General features: G+C 48.8%; 14 protein-coding genes. 12 read left to right on the forward strand and 2 right to left on the reverse strand.

Translation table 11 applies throughout. The features are described from left to right. Position 1 precedes the first annotated feature (1 nt). The 7 genes from Q9R25_RS00295 to Q9R25_RS00325 all read left to right on the forward strand — a co-directional run bounded on the left by Q9R25_RS00295 (position 2) and on the right by Q9R25_RS00325 (position 8,947). Positions 2-2,113 (forward strand): heavy metal translocating P-type ATPase, encoded by a 2,112-nt coding sequence (locus Q9R25_RS00295; RefSeq protein ID WP_311282662.1) that lies wholly within the window; start codon positions 2-4, stop codon positions 2,111-2,113. Next, on the forward strand, positions 2,110-2,316 hold the full coding sequence (gene copZ, locus Q9R25_RS00300) for a copper chaperone CopZ (protein WP_074037662.1): 207 nt from the start codon (positions 2,110-2,112) through the stop codon (positions 2,314-2,316). Before Q9R25_RS00295 ends, copZ begins: the two co-directional genes overlap by 4 nt. 310 nt (positions 2,317-2,626) lie before the next feature. Beyond that, entirely contained in the window at positions 2,627-3,289 is a 663-nt protein-coding gene (locus tag Q9R25_RS00305; protein ID WP_214691230.1) for a response regulator transcription factor, read from the forward strand. A gap of 26 nt (positions 3,290-3,315) precedes the next feature. Further along, positions 3,316-4,656 (forward strand): sensor histidine kinase, encoded by a 1,341-nt coding sequence (locus tag Q9R25_RS00310; protein ID WP_251131828.1) that lies wholly within the window; start codon positions 3,316-3,318, stop codon positions 4,654-4,656. A gap of 127 nt (positions 4,657-4,783) precedes the next feature. Further along, positions 4,784-5,254 (forward strand): competence protein ComK, encoded by a 471-nt coding sequence (locus Q9R25_RS00315; RefSeq protein ID WP_074037660.1) that lies wholly within the window; start codon positions 4,784-4,786, stop codon positions 5,252-5,254. Between the two features lie 86 nt (positions 5,255-5,340). Beyond that, positions 5,341-8,409: an efflux RND transporter permease subunit gene (locus Q9R25_RS00320; RefSeq protein WP_311282663.1), complete on the forward strand. Its 3,069-nt coding sequence runs from the start codon at positions 5,341-5,343 to the stop codon at positions 8,407-8,409. Positions 8,410-8,536: 127 nt separating this feature from the next. Then, complete coding sequence (locus tag Q9R25_RS00325; protein WP_074037659.1) at positions 8,537-8,947, forward strand: hypothetical protein; 411 nt, start codon at positions 8,537-8,539, stop codon at positions 8,945-8,947. Between the two features lie 28 nt (positions 8,948-8,975). Here the strand turns inward: Q9R25_RS00325 and Q9R25_RS00330 are convergent, their stop codons facing one another. Both Q9R25_RS00330 and Q9R25_RS00335 read right to left on the reverse strand, forming a co-directional pair. Further along, positions 8,976-9,362: a hypothetical protein gene (locus tag Q9R25_RS00330; RefSeq protein WP_015880959.1), complete on the reverse strand. Its 387-nt coding sequence runs from the start codon at positions 9,360-9,362 to the stop codon at positions 8,976-8,978. Positions 9,363-9,417: 55 nt separating this feature from the next. Next, entirely contained in the window at positions 9,418-9,798 is a 381-nt protein-coding gene (locus Q9R25_RS00335) for a truncated hemoglobin (RefSeq protein ID WP_015880960.1), read from the reverse strand. A 158-nt stretch (positions 9,799-9,956) separates the two neighbouring features. Here Q9R25_RS00335 and addB point away from each other — a divergent pair, with 158 nt between their 5' ends. The 5 genes from addB (at position 9,957) to Q9R25_RS00360 (ending at position 21,226) form a co-directional block, all read left to right on the forward strand. Next, positions 9,957-13,394 carry a helicase-exonuclease AddAB subunit AddB gene (addB, locus tag Q9R25_RS00340; RefSeq protein ID WP_311282664.1) on the forward strand — a complete coding sequence of 1,146 codons (3,438 nt, stop codon included), beginning with the start codon at positions 9,957-9,959 and terminating at the stop codon, positions 13,392-13,394. Continuing rightward, a complete protein-coding gene (gene addA, locus Q9R25_RS00345) occupies positions 13,372-16,989 on the forward strand; it encodes a helicase-exonuclease AddAB subunit AddA (protein ID WP_311282665.1) in 3,618 nt (1,205 codons plus the stop codon). Before addB ends, addA begins: the two co-directional genes overlap by 23 nt. A 169-nt stretch (positions 16,990-17,158) precedes the next feature. Continuing rightward, positions 17,159-17,641, forward strand: coding sequence for a MarR family winged helix-turn-helix transcriptional regulator (locus tag Q9R25_RS00350; protein WP_074037656.1), 483 nt, complete (start codon positions 17,159-17,161; stop codon positions 17,639-17,641). Then, entirely contained in the window at positions 17,634-19,358 is a 1,725-nt protein-coding gene (locus tag Q9R25_RS00355) for an ABC transporter ATP-binding protein (protein WP_311282666.1), read from the forward strand. Before Q9R25_RS00350 ends, Q9R25_RS00355 begins: the two co-directional genes overlap by 8 nt. Then, positions 19,355-21,226, forward strand: coding sequence for an ABC transporter ATP-binding protein (locus Q9R25_RS00360; RefSeq protein ID WP_078146438.1), 1,872 nt, complete (start codon positions 19,355-19,357; stop codon positions 21,224-21,226). The genes Q9R25_RS00355 and Q9R25_RS00360 overlap by 4 nt, the downstream gene beginning before the upstream one ends. Positions 21,227-21,248 lie beyond the last annotated feature (22 nt).

Genomic DNA, 21,248 nt, shown 5'->3' on the forward strand with positions numbered 1-21,248 from the left:
CATGAAAACCGTTGAGTTATCCATACAAGGAATGACCTGTGCGGCTTGTTCGGCACGGATTGAAAAAGTGTTGAACAAGATGGACGGAGTGGAAGCGACGGTCAACCTTCCGCTCGAGACGGCAACCATTCGTGTCGATGAAGGCATTACAGAAGAAGAGCTGATTGCTCGGATTGAGAAAATCGGATACGGAGCCGAGCCGAAAGTAGAGATGGCACCGCCGCATGATTTGCGCCCATTGCAGCGGAAGGTCATCATCTCTGCACTGTTGTCGGCCCCATTACTCCTCGTCATGTTGACGCATATCCCTGGACTCGGATTTCATGCACCATGGCTGATGAATCCATGGTGGCAATTCGCCCTGGCGACCCCAGTTCAGTTTTGGATTGGAGCGCAGTTTTATCAAGGGGCATATAAGAGCTTGAAGAGCGGTTCGGCAAACATGGACGTGCTCGTCGCGACGGGGACGTCTGCTGCATACTTTTACTCCATCTTTGAAATGATCGTACACCCGATGAATCCACATCGTTACTTTGAGACGAGTGCCGTCCTCATCACACTTGTCTTACTTGGGAAGTGGTTAGAAGGACGAGCGAAAGAGAAGACGACTGATGCGTTGAAATCACTTTTGTCGCTTCAGGCGAAAGAAGCGATTCTGTTTGTCGAGGGTGAAGAACGGTCTGTCGCTGTCGAACTCGTCAAAGTAGGAGACATTCTCGTCGTACGTCCGGGAGAGAAGATTCCGGTCGATGGACGAATCATCGAGGGAGAGACGGTCATTGATGAATCGATGTTGACAGGGGAATCGATTCCAGCAGAAAAGACTGTCGACGCCGAAGTTGTCGGCGGAACAATCAATCAGTCTCATCGCATTCTCATGCGGGCGGAACGAGTCGGGAAAGAGACGATGCTCGCTCAAATCGTACGTGTCGTCGAACAGGCACAAACGGATAAGGCGCCGATTCAACGTCAGGCTGACCGCATCTCGGGTGTCTTCGTACCGATCGTCGTAGCCATCAGTGTTGTCACGTTCGTGGTCTGGGCATTCCTGTTAAATGATATCGATACGGCTATTCGAGCATCAATCGCAGTACTTGTCATCGCATGTCCGTGTGCCCTCGGTTTGGCAACGCCGACATCGATCATGGTTGGAACGGGACGAGCGGCAGAACAAGGTGTATTGTTCAAAGGTGGGGGGCAACTCGAATCACTCAATGAATCAAACATCGTTGTTTTTGATAAGACAGGGACGTTGACGAACGGGAAGCCAGAAGTAGTGGAAACGTTTGGTGACGAGGCAGCGCTCCGACGCGCCGTCATGGCAGAACGACAATCCACACATCCTTTGGCGGCCGCCATCGGTCGGGAAGCAGGCGATGGTGTCGTGACGAAAGTGGAGGAGTTGGCCGGACGAGGTGTTAAAGCGGTTGTGGATGGTAAAGAACTCGTCATCGGGTCCGTTCGAATGATGGAAGAGCTCGGATACAACTTGCCAGATTGGTCGATGGGGGCGATGACCCCGGTCTATGTCGCGGATGAAAGTGGGATTGTTGGGGCGTTCGGGCTACAAGATCAATTGAAACCGAAAAGTCGTGAAATCGTGCAAGCCCTTAACCAAACGCGTGACGTGTATGTATTGACAGGTGACCGGAAAGAAGTCGCCTACGCGATTGCCGACGAACTTGGTCTCCCGCATCGTCAAGTCATTGCCGAAGTCCTTCCTGTCGAGAAGGCGGAGCAGATTGAACGATTGAAACAATCCGGTCGCGTTGCCATGGTAGGGGACGGCATGAACGATGCCCCGGCACTTGCGGTGGCGGACGTTGGGATCGCATTCGGGAGTGGTACGGATGTCGCACTCGAGGCGGCAGATGTTACAATTGTAGGGCAAGACATTGAAGGCGTAAGTCGAGCGATGAATATGAGTCGTTTGACGATGAAGAACATTCGTCAAAACTTGTTCTGGGCCCTTGCCTATAATAGTCTTGGTATCCCGGTCGCTGCAGCAGGGTTACTTGCCCCATGGATTGCTGGAGCGGCGATGGCGTTCAGTTCGGTGTCTGTCGTCTTGAACGCATTACGATTAAAAACACAAGGAGGATCATCATCATGAAAGAAACAACGTTAACCGTAGAAGGTATGACATGTAATCATTGCAAAGCTGCCGTTGAGGGGGCATTGAATGAATTGAACGGTGTCGAATCAGCGACGGTATCTCTCCAAGAGCATCGAGTCGACGTGATCCATCAAGATTCTGTCTCACTTGAGACGATGGTGGAAGCAGTCGAAGAACAAGGATACGATGTAAAAGCATAATCATGGTAAGTCCCGAGTGAAATCGGGACTTTTTTGTGGTATCCAATGGATAAGATGTGTGCTATATTTAAGTTGATAATGAGAATCGGTATCAACGGGAGGCGGACATCATGGAAATAATCATGATCAGTGGAGTGTTGGCGTTGATTAGTGGGGGCGCAGCATTTTTGACGCAACAGTTACGAACAAATTCAGTACGGTGAAGAAGGTGCGGTTTCGTGACCTTCTTTTTTCTTTGACTTCATTTCTTTCCCATCATTTCACGACAATTGTTTGATATGATGAGAAAAAACGTGTTGAGGTGACTTGAATGTATACAATCTACTTAGTCGACGATGAAGCAAACTTAAACAAAATGCTCGTCACGTATCTAGAACAAGAAGGATACAACGTTCGCTCATTTGCGGACGGGACATCTGCACAAGAAGCGATTCCAGACCAACCGGATTTATGGGTGCTCGATATCATGTTGCCGGACCTGGATGGCTTCCAATTATTGAAACAAATCAAAGCCGTCAATGCCAATACGCCGACGATTTTCATCTCGGCGCGCGATGAGGATATCGATAAAATCATCGGGCTTGAGATGGGTTCGGATGATTACATCGCCAAACCTTTCCTTCCGAGGGAACTTGTCATCCGCGTCAAAAAATTGATTGATCGTGTCTATGGTTCGAAATCGAACGAGCATATCGAATACGGGGAGTACACGATTTATCCGGATAAACGTCTAATCAAGCACGGAGAAGAAGAAATCGATTTGACTTCGAAAGAATTCGATTTACTGCTACTCTTCCTCGAGCATCCGGGCTCTGCCTTGTCACGTGAGCAGATTCTAGAAGGTGTTTGGGGGAACGATTACTTCGGATCGGACCGCGTCGTCGATGACTTGGTGCGTCGTGTCCGGAAAAAATTACACCGTCTCGAGCTCGAAACGCTTTACGGTATCGGTTACCGTCTCGTCAGACCATGATGGACGCGCTTAAACCGAAGCGGCTCATGTGGAAGATTTGGGTGCTCATCTTACTCATCATCGTGACGCTCGCGCTCATGATTTTGATTACGGTCCGTTCATCAATCACCCAGTTCATCGATGAACAAGTATATGAGACGTTACGAGATGTGGACTATTATTTAGGGAACACGAATGAGTTAGAGAATTATCCCCAAAACCCGATTGAGTATGACCGACGCCAACAAGAGTCCCGTTCGGTCAACCAATTGATCTTTCTCCCGAACGGACGGATCATCTACGGATCGGCACCGCTTGAATTGACGAACCGCATGTATCAGGAAGCGTTAAATCAAAGTGGTCAGGTTGAACGGTATCAGACCACGATTGACGGAGAGGACGTCTATTACATCATTCGTCAAAATGAATACGATGGAACGATTGTGTATCAAGCCTCCTACGCATGGGATGCCTATCGTCGTGAGTTGGTGTCGACATTATATTTGCGAATATCGATTCTGATAGGTATCATCAGTCTCTTATCGCTTATCCCCGCCTTGTTGATGTCGCGGCAATTGACGAAACCGATCGTGGAGATGGAACGGGCCGTTGAGAAGATTTCGAACCGACAATGGGAGACGGCTTTACCACTAGATCGTCAAGATGAACTCGGCCAATTGGCTCACTCGATTGATGCCATGCGAAAAGAGTTGAAAGAGCAAGACCTGGCACAACAGGCTTTGCTTCAAAACATATCCCATGACTTAAAGACACCGATCATGGTCATTCGTGGATATGCCCAGTCGATTGGGGATGGGATTTATCCGACAGGAGATTTGAAAGGTTCTGCCGAGGTCATTGATGAGGAAGCGTCTCGACTCGAGAAGAAAGTCGTCGATTTGTTGTACGTTACAAAACTTGAATATTTCAAAGGACAAGAAATGAAACTCGAACCAATCAATCTCGACAAGTTGATGGAACTGCTCGTCGCGCGCTTCAAACTCAGAGGCCAGCTCGATTGGGAAATCAATGGAGAAGGCGGCGAGATGCTTGGCGATGGTGAACAGATTCGGGTCGCGTTTGAGAACGTGCTCGACAATGCACTCCGTTACGCGGAATCCTGCATCCGCATCGACCTACGTCAAGATGACGCCGGCGTGGAAATCACCATCTTTAACGATGGGCCACCAGTTGATGAGAGTTTAGACTTGTTCCACCAATTCTCTCGAGGGAAGCAAGGGAAGTTCGGACTCGGTCTGTTCATCGTGCAGCGAATTGTGACGCTTCACACAGGGGAAGTGTCTCTGCGAAATACAGGTGACGGAACTGCAGTGCGATTTTACTTTCCCCGACTCAAGTCGAACCAACCTTTAAAATCGAATGCTTGATTTTCAAAACCAGCCAGGAAACGGCTGGTTTTTTCATGGGAAATAGACGAAAGCCGATTTGCGGGGCGGATCAAATCCTGGTATGAATGACATGTAAGTCACTACATACGTTATGGGGGATGAAAAGATGAGCAGATTGACCAATGAAACGAGAGCTTTAATTCCTGTATTTAACGAGTTTGGCGAAGCGGAGACACTTGTGTATCAACCGGAAGGCGTCATGCGGGTAAAGGGGTCGCCAATCGACTTATTGGAACATGCATGTCTATACTACGGGTCGAGCATTCAAGGTCGAATCGAGGCAGCGCGACACGTCCTCGGACCACATCGAAAGACGCCGGTCGTCATGGATTGGCATGCGGATGCCGTCTTCTTTCCGACGATTGCCAAAGAAAGTCCGGATTGTGCGTGGATTAACTTTCAACACGTGACGGCCATCAAGAGAGATGGTAAAGAGACACTCATTCAGTTTTTGACGGGGGAATCGGTCAAGGTACACGTGTCCGACCATACCGTGTCTAGACAAAAACAGCGGTCAATCGAATTATCATACGCTTTTCAAAAACGTTTCCATGACAGCACATTGCAACACGCTTAAGGATTGAATTCAATGACAAACCCCTCTATGATGAAGAAGAGATATCATATGTGTATTTGCACATCATCCGAAAGCGAGGGGTTTTTATGTTTTTTGAAAAAATGATTGAGCGAGGGAAACTGGTTATCGTGTTTCTTCTCGTCGCAATCGTCGTGGGTGTGCTGACGTTCTTCCAGCTCCCTAAACGTGAGATTCCTGAAACCGGGATCAATATCGTACTCGTTCAAACACCGTATCCTGGTGCGACAGCGGAAACGGTTGAACGGAATGTTACCGGCGTGTTAGAAGAGGAACTACGTAGTTTAGAAGGAGTAGAGAACGTGACGTCGATTTCGGCTTCAGAGTTCTCGAACATCACGGTCGAGTATGCGGATGGAACCGATCAGGCAGAGTTTCAGGCGAACGTTCGACAAGCGTTGTCGGATGCGACACCTAAACTTCCTGAAAACGCGCTTGCGCCAACGGTCAATGATTCACTCGGGCAGTTACCTGTCGCATCGTATTTATTGACAGCAGACGATCGTGGATCATTTGAGGATGTTCGATCAGACATCGAACAATTAGAGTCGAAACTTTTGCGAACGGATGGCGTGACGGGAGTCACGATCAAAGGGTTACCAGAGCAGGAGTATGTTGTGTCACTTGATTCTGAAGAGCTGAGTTCACGTCAACTTGCCTTTCCTGATGTGTTAACGGCCATTAACGAAGAATACAAGACGACACCGCTCGGACGTCAATCGACTGAAGAGGGGATTTATCAACTAGCAATCGATAACTTGACGAATGTAGACGACATGGAGCAAGTCATCGTCGGCTCATTCAATGGGGCACCTGTCTTACTAGCAGACGTCGGAACGGTCGAAGAGACAGCGAAAAGTGAAACCGATCTCGTTTCATTAGACGGAAAGCCGGCTGTTTCGATTACAGTTCCGATTGAATCAGGCTTGGATATTCCAACGATGCAAGACCGCGTCAATGACGTGGTCGAAACAGAACTTGGAGACTTAGATGGTTTTGAGCTCGTTCCTTATTATGAACAAGCGAAAGCAGTTGATGCGATTTTCTCATCGTTGACTCGTGAATTTATTGTCGCCATTATCGCCGTTATTGCCGTGACGACGATTGGTCTAACATTCTCTGGCTCTATTATCGTCAGTCTGGCAATTCCGTTGTCATTCTTGATCGCCTTGATCCCGTTACAGTTTACTGGGGTCGATTTGAACCAAATCTCGATTATCGGTGCAATCATCGCCTTGGGTATTTTGGTTGATGATGCGATTGTCGTCAACGACAACATCTTACGACGGTATCGGAATGGAGACTCAGCGATGCTTGGGGCAGTACGAGGAACGAAAGAGGTATGGGGCTCGATTGTCACGTCGACACTCGCAGTTGTCTTCGCCTTTTTACCGCTCACCTTGCTGTCGGGCGCAAACGGAAACTTTATTCGCGCCTTACCGACGGTGCTAGCCCTCTCTGTGTTGGCCTCGATGGTCATCAGTTTGACGCTCGTACCGATCGCGCAGTATCGTTTGAATCGTAAAGAAGTGAAAGTATCAAAACGTGAACCAGGTTGGCTCGGTGGACCGCTCAACCGACTCAGTAATTTCTACGCCGACCGCCTTTTACCGAGTGTCGCGAAGCGGCCATGGACGTTTGGGATTGTTGGATTTGTTATCACGACGGCATTGTACGGGTTGATCTTACTCACGCCGTTTGAATTCTTCCCGGCCGCGAACCGTCCGGAAGTCGTGACCAGCGTGACCTTCCCCGTTCAAACCGATTTGGACGAGACGGAGGCACGTCTTGAAGAAATTGAAGCGAGATTCAAAGAAGAAGAGGGTGTCGTGGAAACATCCGTCTTCGCAGGTGGAGGTCTTCCTGGTTTATTCACAGGTGGACTCGATCAGTCAGGTGAAAACACGGGACAAGTGGTCGTTCGTGTCGACAACGAGTCAATCGATGCCATCGAATTGATTGATAAGTATACGAACGTGTTGCGTGAAGACTATCCAGATGCCGAAATCTTCCTAGATACGCAACAACAAGGACCGCCGGCATCGGCACCTGTCGAATTCACGATGCGGAGCGAGACGATTGATCAGCTCGTGGCTGCACGTGACCAAGTGAAGGCTGACCTTGAAGAGATTGACGGGGCAATCGTCCTCGATAATATTAAAGAACCGTTCCAAACACTCACATACGAATTGAATCGTGAGGAAATGGCACAGGCCGGCGTGACGGCTAAAACAATCAGTGATCAAATTCGTCTCGTCACAGACGGTGTTCCAATTGGTACATTCGATGACGGGGTAGAGCAGCGTGACGTGAAAATCGTCATTGATGCAGAGGCGAACCGCGAAGCACTTGCCCTTGACGAGATTTTAGTTCCTGTCGAAACAGAAGCAGGTCCACCTGTTGCACCACTCAGTACGTTCGTGACGGAGACGACGACGGAACAAATTCAACAGATTCCTCGTGAGAACGGGGAGCGCTCGGTCACACTCCAAATCTATGCAAGCGAAGGCACGGATGAAGAGGCATTTAAACAAGATGTCGAGCAGGTGTTGGATGACGCGAAGTCGGGGTTAGAAGATGAAGGAATCACGTTCGACCAGTCCGGTGCGAGCGACACGCAGAACGAGTTCTTCTTAGAACTTGCGACATTGTTCGTCGTCGTTTTGTTCTTGATTTACTTGATCATCGCATTCCAGTTCAATTCACTCTCGTTGCCGTTACTCGTCTTGTTCACAATCTATCTCGCGATTGCTGGAGCGGTCGTCGGATTGTTCGTGACACAGACGCCGTTCAGTTTCATGGCATCGATGGGGATGGTCTCACTTGCGGGAATCGTCGTTCGGAACGCAGTCGTCCTGTTCGAGTTTATCGAACAACGCATTCGTGAAGGATTACCAGTCACGACCGCCGTTTACGAAGCAGGGCGCGCTCGGATTCGTCCGATTCTCTTGACGGCGCTCACGGCAGTCGTTGCCCTCTTGCCAGTCGCACTTGGGGAAGACCCGCTCTTCAAACCGCTTGCGATCGGCATCGTATCGGGTATTCTATTCTCAACTGTGTTGACTCTCGTCCTTGTCCCGGCGTACTACCTGATTTTGGCGAAACGTCGTCATAAGGACAAACCATTTACAGAATGATTTAGCTTGAAGATGTGATGCCGTATGGTGTCACATCTTTTTTTGAACCATTTGTCACATGTTTTGGGTGATGTTGTATGGGTATAATTAGAAGAGAGGTTTTGAACAGTATGGGAGGGAATTGAAGATGAACGATTCATATACTTGGCTCAATCGCCGCAAAGTACGACCAGCGTACAGTGTGACTGGGAGCCGTTCGTGGTCGAGTGAACGCGTCGTCCGACCAGATCGCGCACGTGGGAAGGTGGTACGTGATGTGAAACGTGTACGTCGTCCGTACGTAGACGAATACGGCAATCGTCGCTGGACAACGGGACGTGTGGTCGTCACGGATGCATCACGCAAAGCGCGGGCTCATGGACATGGTGATACAGCCGTACAATTAGAGTTCTCGACACCAACGCCATATGAACGTGTGAAAGAGATGATTCCAACGAAACGTGTTCTCGTTCCGGTCGTTGCTGGACTCGCGGTCGTCGGTGGGATTGCCGGCGTCGCCTATGCACTTCGCAAAAAGAAGCGGAATAAGAAGAACTAAAAAAATCGCCGAAATTTCGGCGATTTTTTTAGTTGAAGCGTTCAGCGAGGATGCGCTCGAGTTCACGTTGACCGAGTTCACGCATTTCTGCTTCATTCTCTTCATCGTATGCATCATCCGAGAAGCGGCCGACAAATTCAACCTTGCCATTACCGAGTTCACGGAACACTAAGTTTTTGCGATCGTTGTAAAAGACGACACGGTATTCACGACCATTTTCATGATCATAGTTGAAGACGCCTTTGATGTGGTCCATGTTCTTCTCTTCCGGCTGATCCTCATCATCGTCCTCATCTTCTTCTGCTTCAGCAGCTTCGTTAGCTTCATCAAGCGCGTCGGCGAGGACTACCGTTTCTTCTTTTTCTTCCGTCTCTTCCTCAGATGAGACGACTTCTTTTTTTTCTTCTTCTGTCATGTGAAACGACCTCCTTTGCTTACTTTCCTATCATACCCACTTTTTATAGTTGTGACTACTCAAAATGATGCGAACAAACACGGACGACATTCGAAGATGACATGATCAACCGTTGAAATAACTGACGTTTGATCGATTCTGGGGCATCCACGGTCTTGAGCGCCTGTTCCATACATCCAAGCCAATGGCCGGCATGTGTCTCAGAAATGGGATGCTCATGATGAATCATCGCCAAGTTTCCACCGCCACGACGTTCCGAATACAACTTTGGACCGCCGAGCAACTGTGTTAAAAATTCAAATTGGTGCTGTTTGACTCGATCTTGATCTTCCGGAAATAGTGGAAGTAAAATTGGATCGGCATAGACGAGGTCATAGAACGCGTCAACGAGTTGTTGTACACCACGTTCGCCTCCAAATTGTTCATAGGCACTCACATATATTCCCCCTCATACGTTCAGTCTAATCGATTTCAATCGAAAAAGGGAATGATGTAGGCTGTTACTTTTTTGGACAAGGTGTAGAAGAGGTTTCCCTCTACAAATGCTTGGGGATGGTTCATAATGAAGAAAAAAGGGAAGGAGTGTTCGCTAAAATGACAGTGACCTTTCACGTTGGTCGATCGGGGACGGGAAAAAGTGAACAAATGATCCATGAGGTCATTCAAGAACTGAAACAAAACCCGAGCGGGCCGACGATTTATATGATCGTACCGGACCAGATGTCGTTTGAGATGGAAAAGAAAATGGCGACAGTCGATGGTTTGCATGGTTCGACGCGCATTCAAGTCCTTTCGATGCGTCGTCTCGCTTTTTTGATGATGCGAGATGCCGGTGTAGCGACAGATCAATTCTTAGACCAGACGGGGACCCATTTGTTGTTACGAAGGGTCGTCGAGATGAGCGAAGAACGATTGACCTTGTTCCGCCGTACGATGAATCAGTTCGGATTTTATGAAGAATTGAACCAATTAATCTCGATGCTGAAGCGAGGGCTTGTTGAACCGGAGCACTTGTTGCGGTTAAGCGAACAGGCGCAGCACCGTGCTTTGAAGTTACAAGACCTTTCCATCATCTATGAAGGATTTTTAAAGATGACGGAAGGTAAATCACTTCATGCAGAAGACTATTTCAACGTCATGTTGCAAATCCTTCCGGAAACAGATTTGACGGATGTGCGTGTTTATGTGGACGGATTCAACGAGTTTTCAGAGCAGGAGCTGGCGGTGCTTGTTGCACTCGCAGAGAAGGTCGATGTCGATGTATTGCTGACAATCGATCCTATCTCCTTGTATCGTCTAAATCCATTGTTTGGACCGACGCAGCGGACACTCATGCGTTTCAAAGAACTGTTGACAGAACGGCAGATTCCTTCTCGAGACGAGCTGTATGATACCGTCTATCGTTATACGCATCCGAGTCTCCGTTATCTAGAGGCTACATTCGACCAATTGACGGCGGAACCTTACACTGGTTCAGAGAACCGAATCGATTTACATGCCGCAGTCGACCGAACCGTCGAGGTGGAGGCGGCCGTTCGAGAAGTCATTCGTCTGACACGTGAAGAAGGATATCGTTATCGGGATATCGCACTCGTATCGCGTTCACTCGACGAATATGGTGATTTGGCATCTCAGGCGCTACAAAAGATGGGACTGCCCTATTTCCTTGATGAACGGCAACCAATGCTCGACCACCCGCTTGTCGAACTGTTGAAAGCAACGATTGAGATCGCTCTACGTGGATATCGAGAAGAGTCCGTATTCCGTGCCCTTAAAACAGAACTCGTCGTCCTCGATCCGGTACATCGTCGTACGTCCGTTGACCGGCTTGAAGCGTTCGTTATCGAACGGGGGATCAAACATTATCATTGGCACGACGAATGGCAGTTGCGTCGTCGTTCCGGGGAGGAAGCACGCCTCACGAGCGAAGAACTCGATATTGAGGCTGAGCTGAATCGGTCTCGGGAACGTGTTATCGAAACTTTTGATCCATTTCTATCAGATTTAAAACAGGCGAAGACGATGCAGGCTTATACGCACGCCATGTATGCCTTTCTAGAGCGTGTCGGTGTATCAGACTGTCTGACGCACTGGCGCGATGAGGCGATTGAAGAGGCGGAACTACTCGAAGCGCGTGAGCATACTCAAGTATGGGACGCGGTTTTGCACTTGCTCGAGCAGCTAGAAGCCGCAGCTCCGGAAGAGACGTTGTCGACGGACTTATTCCTCCAGATGATGGACACCGGACTAGATAGTCTCCGCTATGCCTTGATTCCACCTTCGCTTGATCAATTGACGATAACGGATTATGTGCGTGGTCGATTGATAGATAAGAAAGTCGTCTTCCTGCTCGGAGCGAATGAAGATCAAATTCCTCTTGTCACGACACAGTCGAAACTGTTGACCGATCAAGATTTAGATTTCATGCATGAGAATGGACTTCGTGCCGGTAAGGCGACAGAGCACTTGTTCGATGATGAAACGTATTACCTATACAAAGCTGTGACGGCACCGAGCGAGCGTTTATACATTAGCTACGCACTAGTCGACAGAACGGGGAAAGCCGTTCAGCCGGCGCGGTTTATCGCTGACTTGAAGGCGAGACTTCACCAAAACGTCATCAAGACTCATTTTGCTGAAGCAGGTGAGCACCGACCACGTGATCAATTCGCCTTCTTGACGAATGTGAATCAGACGGCGGCGGTGACGGCACTTGAACTTCAGCGGTTGAGTCGTCATTATCCGATTCAAGATATGTGGTTTGCTGTCTATAATGAACTGTTGAAGCATCCGGATGGACGGGAACGTCTCCAGTTGTTGACGAGCGCGCTCTTCTATCAAAACATCCCGGAATCGTTGGATGATCGTGTCGCAAAATCCTTATATACTCCGTCGATTCGGGCGAGTGTCTCACGTCTCGAGACATTCCAAGCCTGTCCGTTCAAACATTTCGCAAGTTATGGCTTGCGTCTGAAGGAACGACGGTTGTATCGACTCGAGGCCCCGGATATCGGGAATCTGTATCACCGGACCATCGAACATATGTCGCAGACGGTGAAGATGGACGGAAAGGAATGGCGAGATGTCACTCCTGACGAGTGCTCCCATTTAGCGGAGCAGGCGGTCGAGCTCGTGACCCCAGAGATTCAGCATGCCATCTTGATGAGTTCGAATCGTTACGCCTACTTAAAGAAAAAATTGACGGACGTCGTCAGTAAGACGGCAGAAGTGTTGATTGAACAATCAAAACGAGACGGCTTTGACCCGGAAGCGTTTGAACTCGCGTTCGGCAGCGGACAATTTCCACCCGTTTCGTTCACATTATCGAACGGGGCGACATGTGAACTAGTCGGTCGAATCGACCGTGTGGACACTGCGATGGTCCACGACCAGCTATACGTCCGAATCGTCGACTATAAGTCGAGTAAACGTGAAGTCGACTTTGCAGAAATTTATTACGGTCTGGCGATGCAGATGCTCATCTATTTGAAGGTATTGATTGAGCAGGCAGTGGTGTGGACAAAAGAGAACGTCGCACCTGCTGCGGCGCTCTATTTCCACGTGCACCGACCACTCGTTCCACCTGCTAGTTCTGAAGAAGAAACGCGTCAAAAAGTATTGGAGTCGTATCAGATGCAAGGGCTATTAGTAGATGACCCGGAAATTTTAGAGATGATGGACCGCTCGGCGAAAGGCTCATCCAAAAAATCAATTGTCATTCCGGTCAAATATAAAAAAGATGGTACGCCTGACGCCAACACCTTGAAGAAAATTGTGACGCCCCCTCAACTTGAGCAGTTGATGGACCATGCGTTCGACGTCGTCAAAGCGAGTGCCGAGGAGATGTACAAAGGAAAAATTGACGTAGAACCTTATGAATATAAAGAACGGCGCCCGTGTCAGACGTGTCCGTATCAGAGTGTCTGTCATTTTGACGAAGCGCTCTCGAATGCGCCTCGTAAATTGAAGAAGCTCGAGAAAGAAGAGGTATTTCAGGAGTTAGGAGGCGATGACCGTGAAATGGACGAATGATCAGTTCGCCGCGATTGAAGCAAGAGGGAGTCACGTGCTCGTCTCGGCTGCGGCAGGGTCCGGAAAGACGGCAGTTCTTGTCGAGCGGTTGTCTAGTCGATTGCTTGACGAAACGGATGAACTCACGGCAGACCGGATGCTCGTTGTCACCTTTACGAACGCGGCAGCGGCAGAGATGAAACGACGAATCGCAAAGGCACTTGAAGAGGCGTTGCGCGACGACCCGACAAATGAATATGTCCGAAAACAGCGACAAATGTTGAACCGGGCGCTCATCACGACCATCCATTCATTTTGTCTAGAGGTGATTCGTGAGAACTACTACCTGTTAGATTTGGATCCGGCGTTCAAGATTGCGGAAGAACGAGACCTCGTCCTCTTGCAGGATGACGTCTTAGAAGAAGTGCTTGAGGAAGAGTACGGGAAACAAGATACCGATTTCTTCGCACTTGTCGATGCGTATACGTCAGACCGGGGTGACATCGAAATCGAGGATTTGATTCTTGGCTTATATCACTATGCGCGTACTCTCCCAAACCCTGATGCTTATTTAGATCATCTCGTATCCATGTACACGTTCGGAGAAGATCCTGATGAGGAAGCAATCCTGATTGAGTTTGGACAGATGCTGTGGCATGACATCAAAAAAGCCGTACGAGATCTTCGGAAACTTGAAGCGGAGCTTCGGGTCGCTGGGTATGAGCCACAGTCTGAAAACATCCGACAAGCAATTTTTCCGTTCGAACAACTTGAAGGGGAGACCATTGTCTGGAGTGAACTCGAGACGGCGGCTCGTGCGATGAAGTTTGGCACGATGAAGGCTGTTCCGAAGAAAGAAGAGCACCAGATTTACCACGAGATCCTCAAACCGGCTTACGACCAAGCGAAGAAAAAATTGACAGCAGCGGTCGAACAGGCTCGGGTCAGTGGGGCGGACTTATTAGAGAGCGTCTCGATGCAACAACCGCTCGTTGAAACACTCGTTCGAACCGTCCGTGCGTTCGCCCAAGCCTATGAGCAGGCGAAGCGCGACCGTGCCTTTGTCGACTTCAGTGACTTGGAACATTATGCGCTCGCCATTTTACGACAAGATGGGGGACCGTCCGATGTTGCAGCTCTCTATAAGGAACGTTTCGCTGAGGTACTCGTTGATGAATACCAAGATACGAACGAGATTCAAGAAACAATCATCAACCTGGTCGCAAATGAACGAGAGGAAATCGGGAATTTATTTATGGTGGGCGACATCAAACAATCGATTTATCGATTCCGCCATGCAGAACCGGGTCTTTTCATCGATAAGGCGACACGTTTTAGACAGGCGAACACAGGGAAACGGATCGACCTTTCTCAAAATTTCCGAAGTCGTTCCGAAGTCCTCTACGGGATCAATGATTTGTTCGTCCAGCTCATGGACGAAGAGGTCGGCGAAATCGCATATGATGAGGCGGCACAACTTGTTCCTGGACGTGAGTATGAACCGATTCCAGCGGACCCTGAGTTTATTTTAGTCGATGGCGCGAGTCGTGAGTTATCGAAGCAAGAAGTAGAAGGGCGGGCGATCGCTACTCGCATCTTAGAACTCGTATCGGGAGACGAACCGTTTAAAGTGACGGATGAATCAACTGGTCAACTCCGAAACTGTGAATATCGGGATATCGTGATTCTCGTTCGTTCGAAAAAAGAACGTGTGGAGCAATTGATGGATATTTTGACACAGTACAATATTCCGGCCTACACCGACTCGGATGGCGGGTATTTTCAAGCGACCGAGATTCGGATGATCCTGGCACTTTTGAAAGTGATTGATAATCCACTTCAAGACATCCCACTTGCCGGTGCGCTGCGCTCCCCGATGTTCCGTTTTGATGATAGTGAATTGGCACGGATTCGACTTGAATCAGAAAATTCTTTCTATGAGGCGCTCAAGGCGAAAGCGGATGACGATGATGAGCTTGGCGTAAAATGTGGCGAGATGCTTGACCGCCTCTCCCGTTGGCGTACTTATGCACGAAATCATAGCCTGTCGGAATTGATTCAACAGTTATTCAATGACACCGGGTTTTATGACTTCTCAGGGGGATTACCTGGAGGAAAAGGGCGGCAGGAAAACTTGAAGGCACTTTATGACCGGGCCCTAGCCTATGAGCGTAGTGGCTATCGAGGTCTTTATCGCTTCTTACGTGTGATGGACCGACTACAGGATACTGGTGAAGATTTGTCAGAGGCGCGGTCGCTCGGGGACGAGGAAAACGTCGTTCGTATCATGACCGTGCACAAGTCGAAAGGACTTGAGTTTCCGGTCACGATTGTTGCCCAACTCGGAAAACAATTTAATAAACGCGATCAAATGCAACGTGTCATTTTCCACAAACAGTACGGCATCTCACTCGATGCGATTGACGTCGTGACACGTACGAAATCGGAGACGTTCGTGAAAGAGATGATTCGACGAGATTTAGATGCGACGATGAAAGCGGAAGAGATGCGCGTGCTTTACGTGGCCTTGACACGTGCGAAAGAAAAATTGATTCTCGTGGGAACGGTAGGCGAACCACTCAAACACCTTCAGCAGTGGCTTCAGGTCGGTCAATCTGGAGATCTATTGGCGAGTGAGGCGAGGCGAGAGGCAAAAACGTATCTCGATTGGATTGCACCGGCGCTTTTACGCCTTCCGAGTGCCACTTCGTTTATCGAATCATTCGGCTTCACGGTTCCCTCTACTTTCCAAGAATCGACTTCATGGATTTATCGTGTCATCGGAGAAGCGGACCTTGCGGAGATTGCGACTCTACAAGAGATGATGGCACAGTTGCACCACGTCCAACGATTTGAAGCAATCGATTTTCCGATTCAAAATGAAGAAGAGACGATTCGTGCCGTTAAGCGGGCTTTGACCTACGAATACCCTGCGCAGGATGCGGTACGTACGGCGGCGAAACAGACGGTGACCGAACTGAAGCGGGCGATGCAACTCGAACAGGCCGCTTTCGAAGATCCGGTACGTCCGGTCGATACCCCTTATCGGGAACCGAAATGGCGTCAAGTCAAACAGACCGGTGCGGAACGTGGGACGACGTTACACTTGATTTTCCAACTGGCTGACCCGAACCAACCGATTGTCGACCAAATCAATCAATGGGAAATGCAAGGGATGCTCAGTCCGATCGAGGCAGAGACGGCACGCCTCGCCATCCCGGATATCGAGATGTTTTTCCAAACAGAAGTCGGTCAAGCGCTCGCTGGTGCACTAGAGCGAGGGACGGCATGGCGAGAGCTACCTTTCACCTACACGGTGCCGGCCGAACGCGTCAATCCGGATGGACACTTTACGGATGAGCATGTCTTGATCCAAGGGATTATCGATTGTCTGTATTTCGATGGGGATTCGTATGTGCTTCTCGATTATAAATCGGATGCTGTCACGCATCTATCCGATTCTCGGGAAGAGGCACATGAGCGATTGCGAGATCGATATGCGATTCAACTTCAATTATATCGAGAGGCGATTGAGACGATCTGGAATATTCGGGTCGAGCGAACTTTGATTTATTCGCTTGATCTGCAGGAAATCGTGACCGTGTCGACTAAATAAATGTGAATAAATAAAGAGCGATGTCAGCTATAGGACATCGCTCTTTTCCTATGTGCAAATTCACATTCGATTTCGTTGACAATCGAGTTGGAGAGGAGTAATTTATTTTATATAAAGAATTGTTCCGTTTAGAACAATTCGATTCGGAACGATAAAGGAGTGAATAAGAATGACCGAGACAAATACAAATCGGGCACGGGAGATGATGCAATCATTTTGGCGTGTGCAGCGTGTCCTGATTCGTCTCATGCATCAGACGGCGCAACAAAACGATCTCACATTACCTCAACTGCACGGTCTGATGATGTTGAATGAACAGGGTGCGATTACGCAAAAGGAACTGGTTCAGCGAACGAGAATGCCAAAGAGCACGTTAAGTCAATCATTAGATGGTCTCGTGGAGAAAGGATTGATTCGTCGGGATATCAACCCGGATAATCGGCGAGAAGTTGTGTTGACCATTGACCAATCAGGTAAACGCTTGATTGAGGAGATTGAGCGACAAGAAGAAGGGACGGAATATCAATTGAATCAAATTTTGTCTCGTCTCGATCAGGATACGTATCATCATATGCTTACAGCCCATCAACATATTGCGGATGGATTGAATGAAGGGCTCACAGATTGTGAAGGAGTGTGTCGACATGATTAAGTTATTGAAACGTCTCGTTACTTATAAATGGGCTGTTCTGATGGTTTTATTGTTTGTGTTCGCGCAGTCGTTAGCAGATTTATTTTTACCGACGTTGATGGCGGACATTATCGATAATGGGGTCGTGACGGGCGATACCGGCTACATTTGGCAAATGGGCGGAATCATGCTTGGTGTGACGGGACTTGGAGCACTTGCTGCTATTGTGGCCAGTTTTTATTCTTCAAAGGCGGCGATGGGATTTGGTCGTGACTTACGAAGACGTGTGTTCAATCATGTGGAACGCTTCTCGCTTGAAGAGTTCGATCGTGTCGGGACGGCTTCGCTCATCACACGGACGACAAACGACATCACGCAAGTGCAACAGGTCATCATCATGATGCTACGAATGGTTGTGAGTGCGCCGATCATGTTTGTCGGTGGATTGATCATGGCGACCTCGAAGGATGCGACGTTGTCTCTTGTCATTGTTGCCGCAATGCCGGTACTCGTCATCTCGATTTTCCTCATTTTTTGGAAGGCGATGCCGTTGTTTAAAAAGGTACAGAATCGATTGGACCGGCTCAATCTTGTTCTCCGAGAAAATCTGACGGGCATCCGTGTCATCCGAGCTTTCAACCGTGAAAAAGAAGAACAGGTTCGATTGACGAAGGCGAATGAACGGTTGACGGACGTCTCAATCAAAGTGAACCAAATCATGGCGTTCCTCATGCCGGTCATGATGCTCGTGATGAACTTGACGGTTGTCGGCGTCATTTGGTTCGGAGGGATTCGGATTGATAACGGTGCGATGCAAATCGGAGATTTGATGGCGTTCATTCAATACGTCATGCAAATCATGTTCGCGCTCGTCATGGCATCAGTCATGTTCATCATGGTTCCTCGGGCTTCTGTGTCTGCCAACCGGATCAACGAAGTGCTCGAGATGAAACCTTCACTGATTGATGACGGGACAAAGACTGCGGACATTGAGCAAGGGACACTCGTATTTGATCACGTGACCTTCTATTATCCGGGTGCTGAAGAACCAGCGCTATCCGATGTGAGTTTTTCAGCGAATCCAGGTGAGGTCACAGCGGTGATTGGGGGTACGGGGTCAGGTAAATCGACACTCGTCAATCTGATTCCAAGATTTTACGATGTGACGTCGGGGACAATTCGCGTGAATGGTGTTGATGTCCAAGCGGTTCCACAAGAGGCACTTCGTTCGAAAATCGGGTTCGTTCCACAAAAGGCGTTGCTGTTCACAGGTACGATTGCTGAGAACATTCGATATGGGAAGACCGAGGCAACAGTGGAAGAAGTCGTTCATGCCGCATCCATCGCGCAGGCAAGTGACTTTATCGAGAAGATGCCAGATCGATATGAGGCTGTGATCGAGCAAGGTGGGTCAAACGTGTCGGGTGGTCAAAAACAGCGTCTGTCGATTGCGCGAGCTCTCGTTCGGAAACCGGATTTATATGTATTCGACGACAGTTTCTCGGCACTTGATTTTAAAACGGATGCCGCCCTTCGCAAAGCGTTAAAAGAAGAAACGAAAGATGCGACGGTACTGATTGTTGCGCAACGTGTCAGCACGATCATGGACGCCGACCGAATCATCGTTCTAGAAGAAGGAGCCGTTGCCGGAGTCGGGACACATGAGGAATTATTTGCGACGAATGCGGTCTATCAAGAAATCGTGAAATCGCAATTGTCTGAGGAGGAAATCGCATGAGTGAGAAACAAGCAAATACGCGACAAACTCATGGGGGACACGGCGGTCCAGGAGGTCCGGGCGGTGGAAATATGATGATGATGGGCGAAAAGCCAAAAGCATTCAAAGTCACGTTCCGTCGTTTGCTTGCCTATTTGAAACCACGGCGAAACACGTTGATTGCTGTGTTTGTCGCGGCGATTTTAAGTACAATCTTTATGATTGCCGGTCCGAAAATCATGGGAATCGCCATCACCGAACTGTTTGAAGGGGCATATGCGAAGTTTACAGGTGTGCCAGGGGCAGAAATTGATTTCACGAGAATCGGACAAATTTTGTCGCTCCTCGCTGGCCTTTACGTCATCAGTAGTCTATTCAACTACGTGCAACAATATTTGATGTCCGGTGTTGCCCAAAAAACGGTCTATGATTTGCGCGAAGACGTGAACAAAAAGTTAGAACGACTTCCGCTCAAGTATTATGACGGACGCTCGAACGGGGAGACATTGAGCCGGGTGACGAATGACATCGACTTGATTGGGAGTACGCTACAACAGAGTGTCACGTCATTCATTACTTCCATCGTCACCATCATTGGGATTTTGATTATGATGCTGTCGATCAGTCCTCTGTTGACGGTCATCTCTCTTGTGTCCCTTCCGCTCACGATTTTTGCGATTCGTCCGATTTTGAAACGGTCGCAACAATATTTTTCCGATCAACAGCGTCACCTTGGACGACTGAACGGCCATGTGGAAGAAATGTATACAGGGCACGCGGTCGTCAAAGCGTTTGGTCGGGAAGAGACAGCTGTGCGTGAGTTTGACGATGTGAATGAGGAGCTTTACGATGCAGGACGGAAAGCGCAATTCATTTCCGGAATCATCATGCCGATGACGATGTTCATCGGGAACATCAGCTATGTATTGATTAGTGTCGTCGGCGGTATTTTGGTCACGCAGCGCAGCATCTCCATCGGGGACATTCAAGCGTTTATCACATATACACGTCAGTTCACCCAACCAATCACCCAGACAGCGAATATCGCGAACATCGTCCAGTCGACGGTTGCCGCGGCGGAACGTGTATTTGAACTGCTGGATGAAGAAGAAGAAGTGAAAGATGTGACGACCTATCAATTAGAACGTGCCGAAGGAAATGTCACGTTCCGTCATGTCGATTTCGGATACGGCGACGACCTACTCATTCAAGATATGAATCTCGATGTGTTGACGGGCCAAACGGTGGCCATCGTCGGTCCGACAGGCGCCGGCAAAACGACGTTGATTAATCTCCTCATGCGTTTTTATGAGTTGAATGGTGGAGAGATATTCATCGATGGGAAAGACTCGCGTAAAATGTCGAGACAAGATTTGCGACATACGTTCGGAATGGTCTTACAGGACACGTGGCTATTCAACGGGACGATTCGTGATAACATCGCCTATGGGAAAACGGGTGCGACTGAGACGGAAATCGTCAACGCGGCGAAAACGGCGCATGCGGATGCATTCATTCGAACATTGCCAGACGGATACGACACCGTGTTGAATGAAGAGGCCAATAACATTTCACAAGGTCAAAAACAGTTACTGACGATTGCGCGAGCAGTATTGGCGAACCCACCGATTATGATTTTAGACGAAGCAACGTCGAGTGTGGATACGCGTACTGAGATTTTGATTCAACAGGCGATGAAACGGCTGATGAACGGGCGGACGAGTTTCGTCATCGCTCACCGTTTATCGACCATCAAAGATGCGGATTTGATTTTGGTTATGGACCAAGGTCGGGTCATTGAGCAAGGAACACATGAATCGCTTCTTGAAGCTGGTGGTTTTTATGAAGAACTTTACAATAGTCAGTTCGCTGAAAAAGAAGTCGTATAACTAGAATACAGGTTTTGGGGCA

This window comes from Exiguobacterium sp. BG5(2022) (genome assembly GCF_031844365.1).
Taxonomy (GTDB): Bacteria; Bacillota; Bacilli; order Exiguobacteriales; family Exiguobacteriaceae; genus Exiguobacterium; species Exiguobacterium profundum.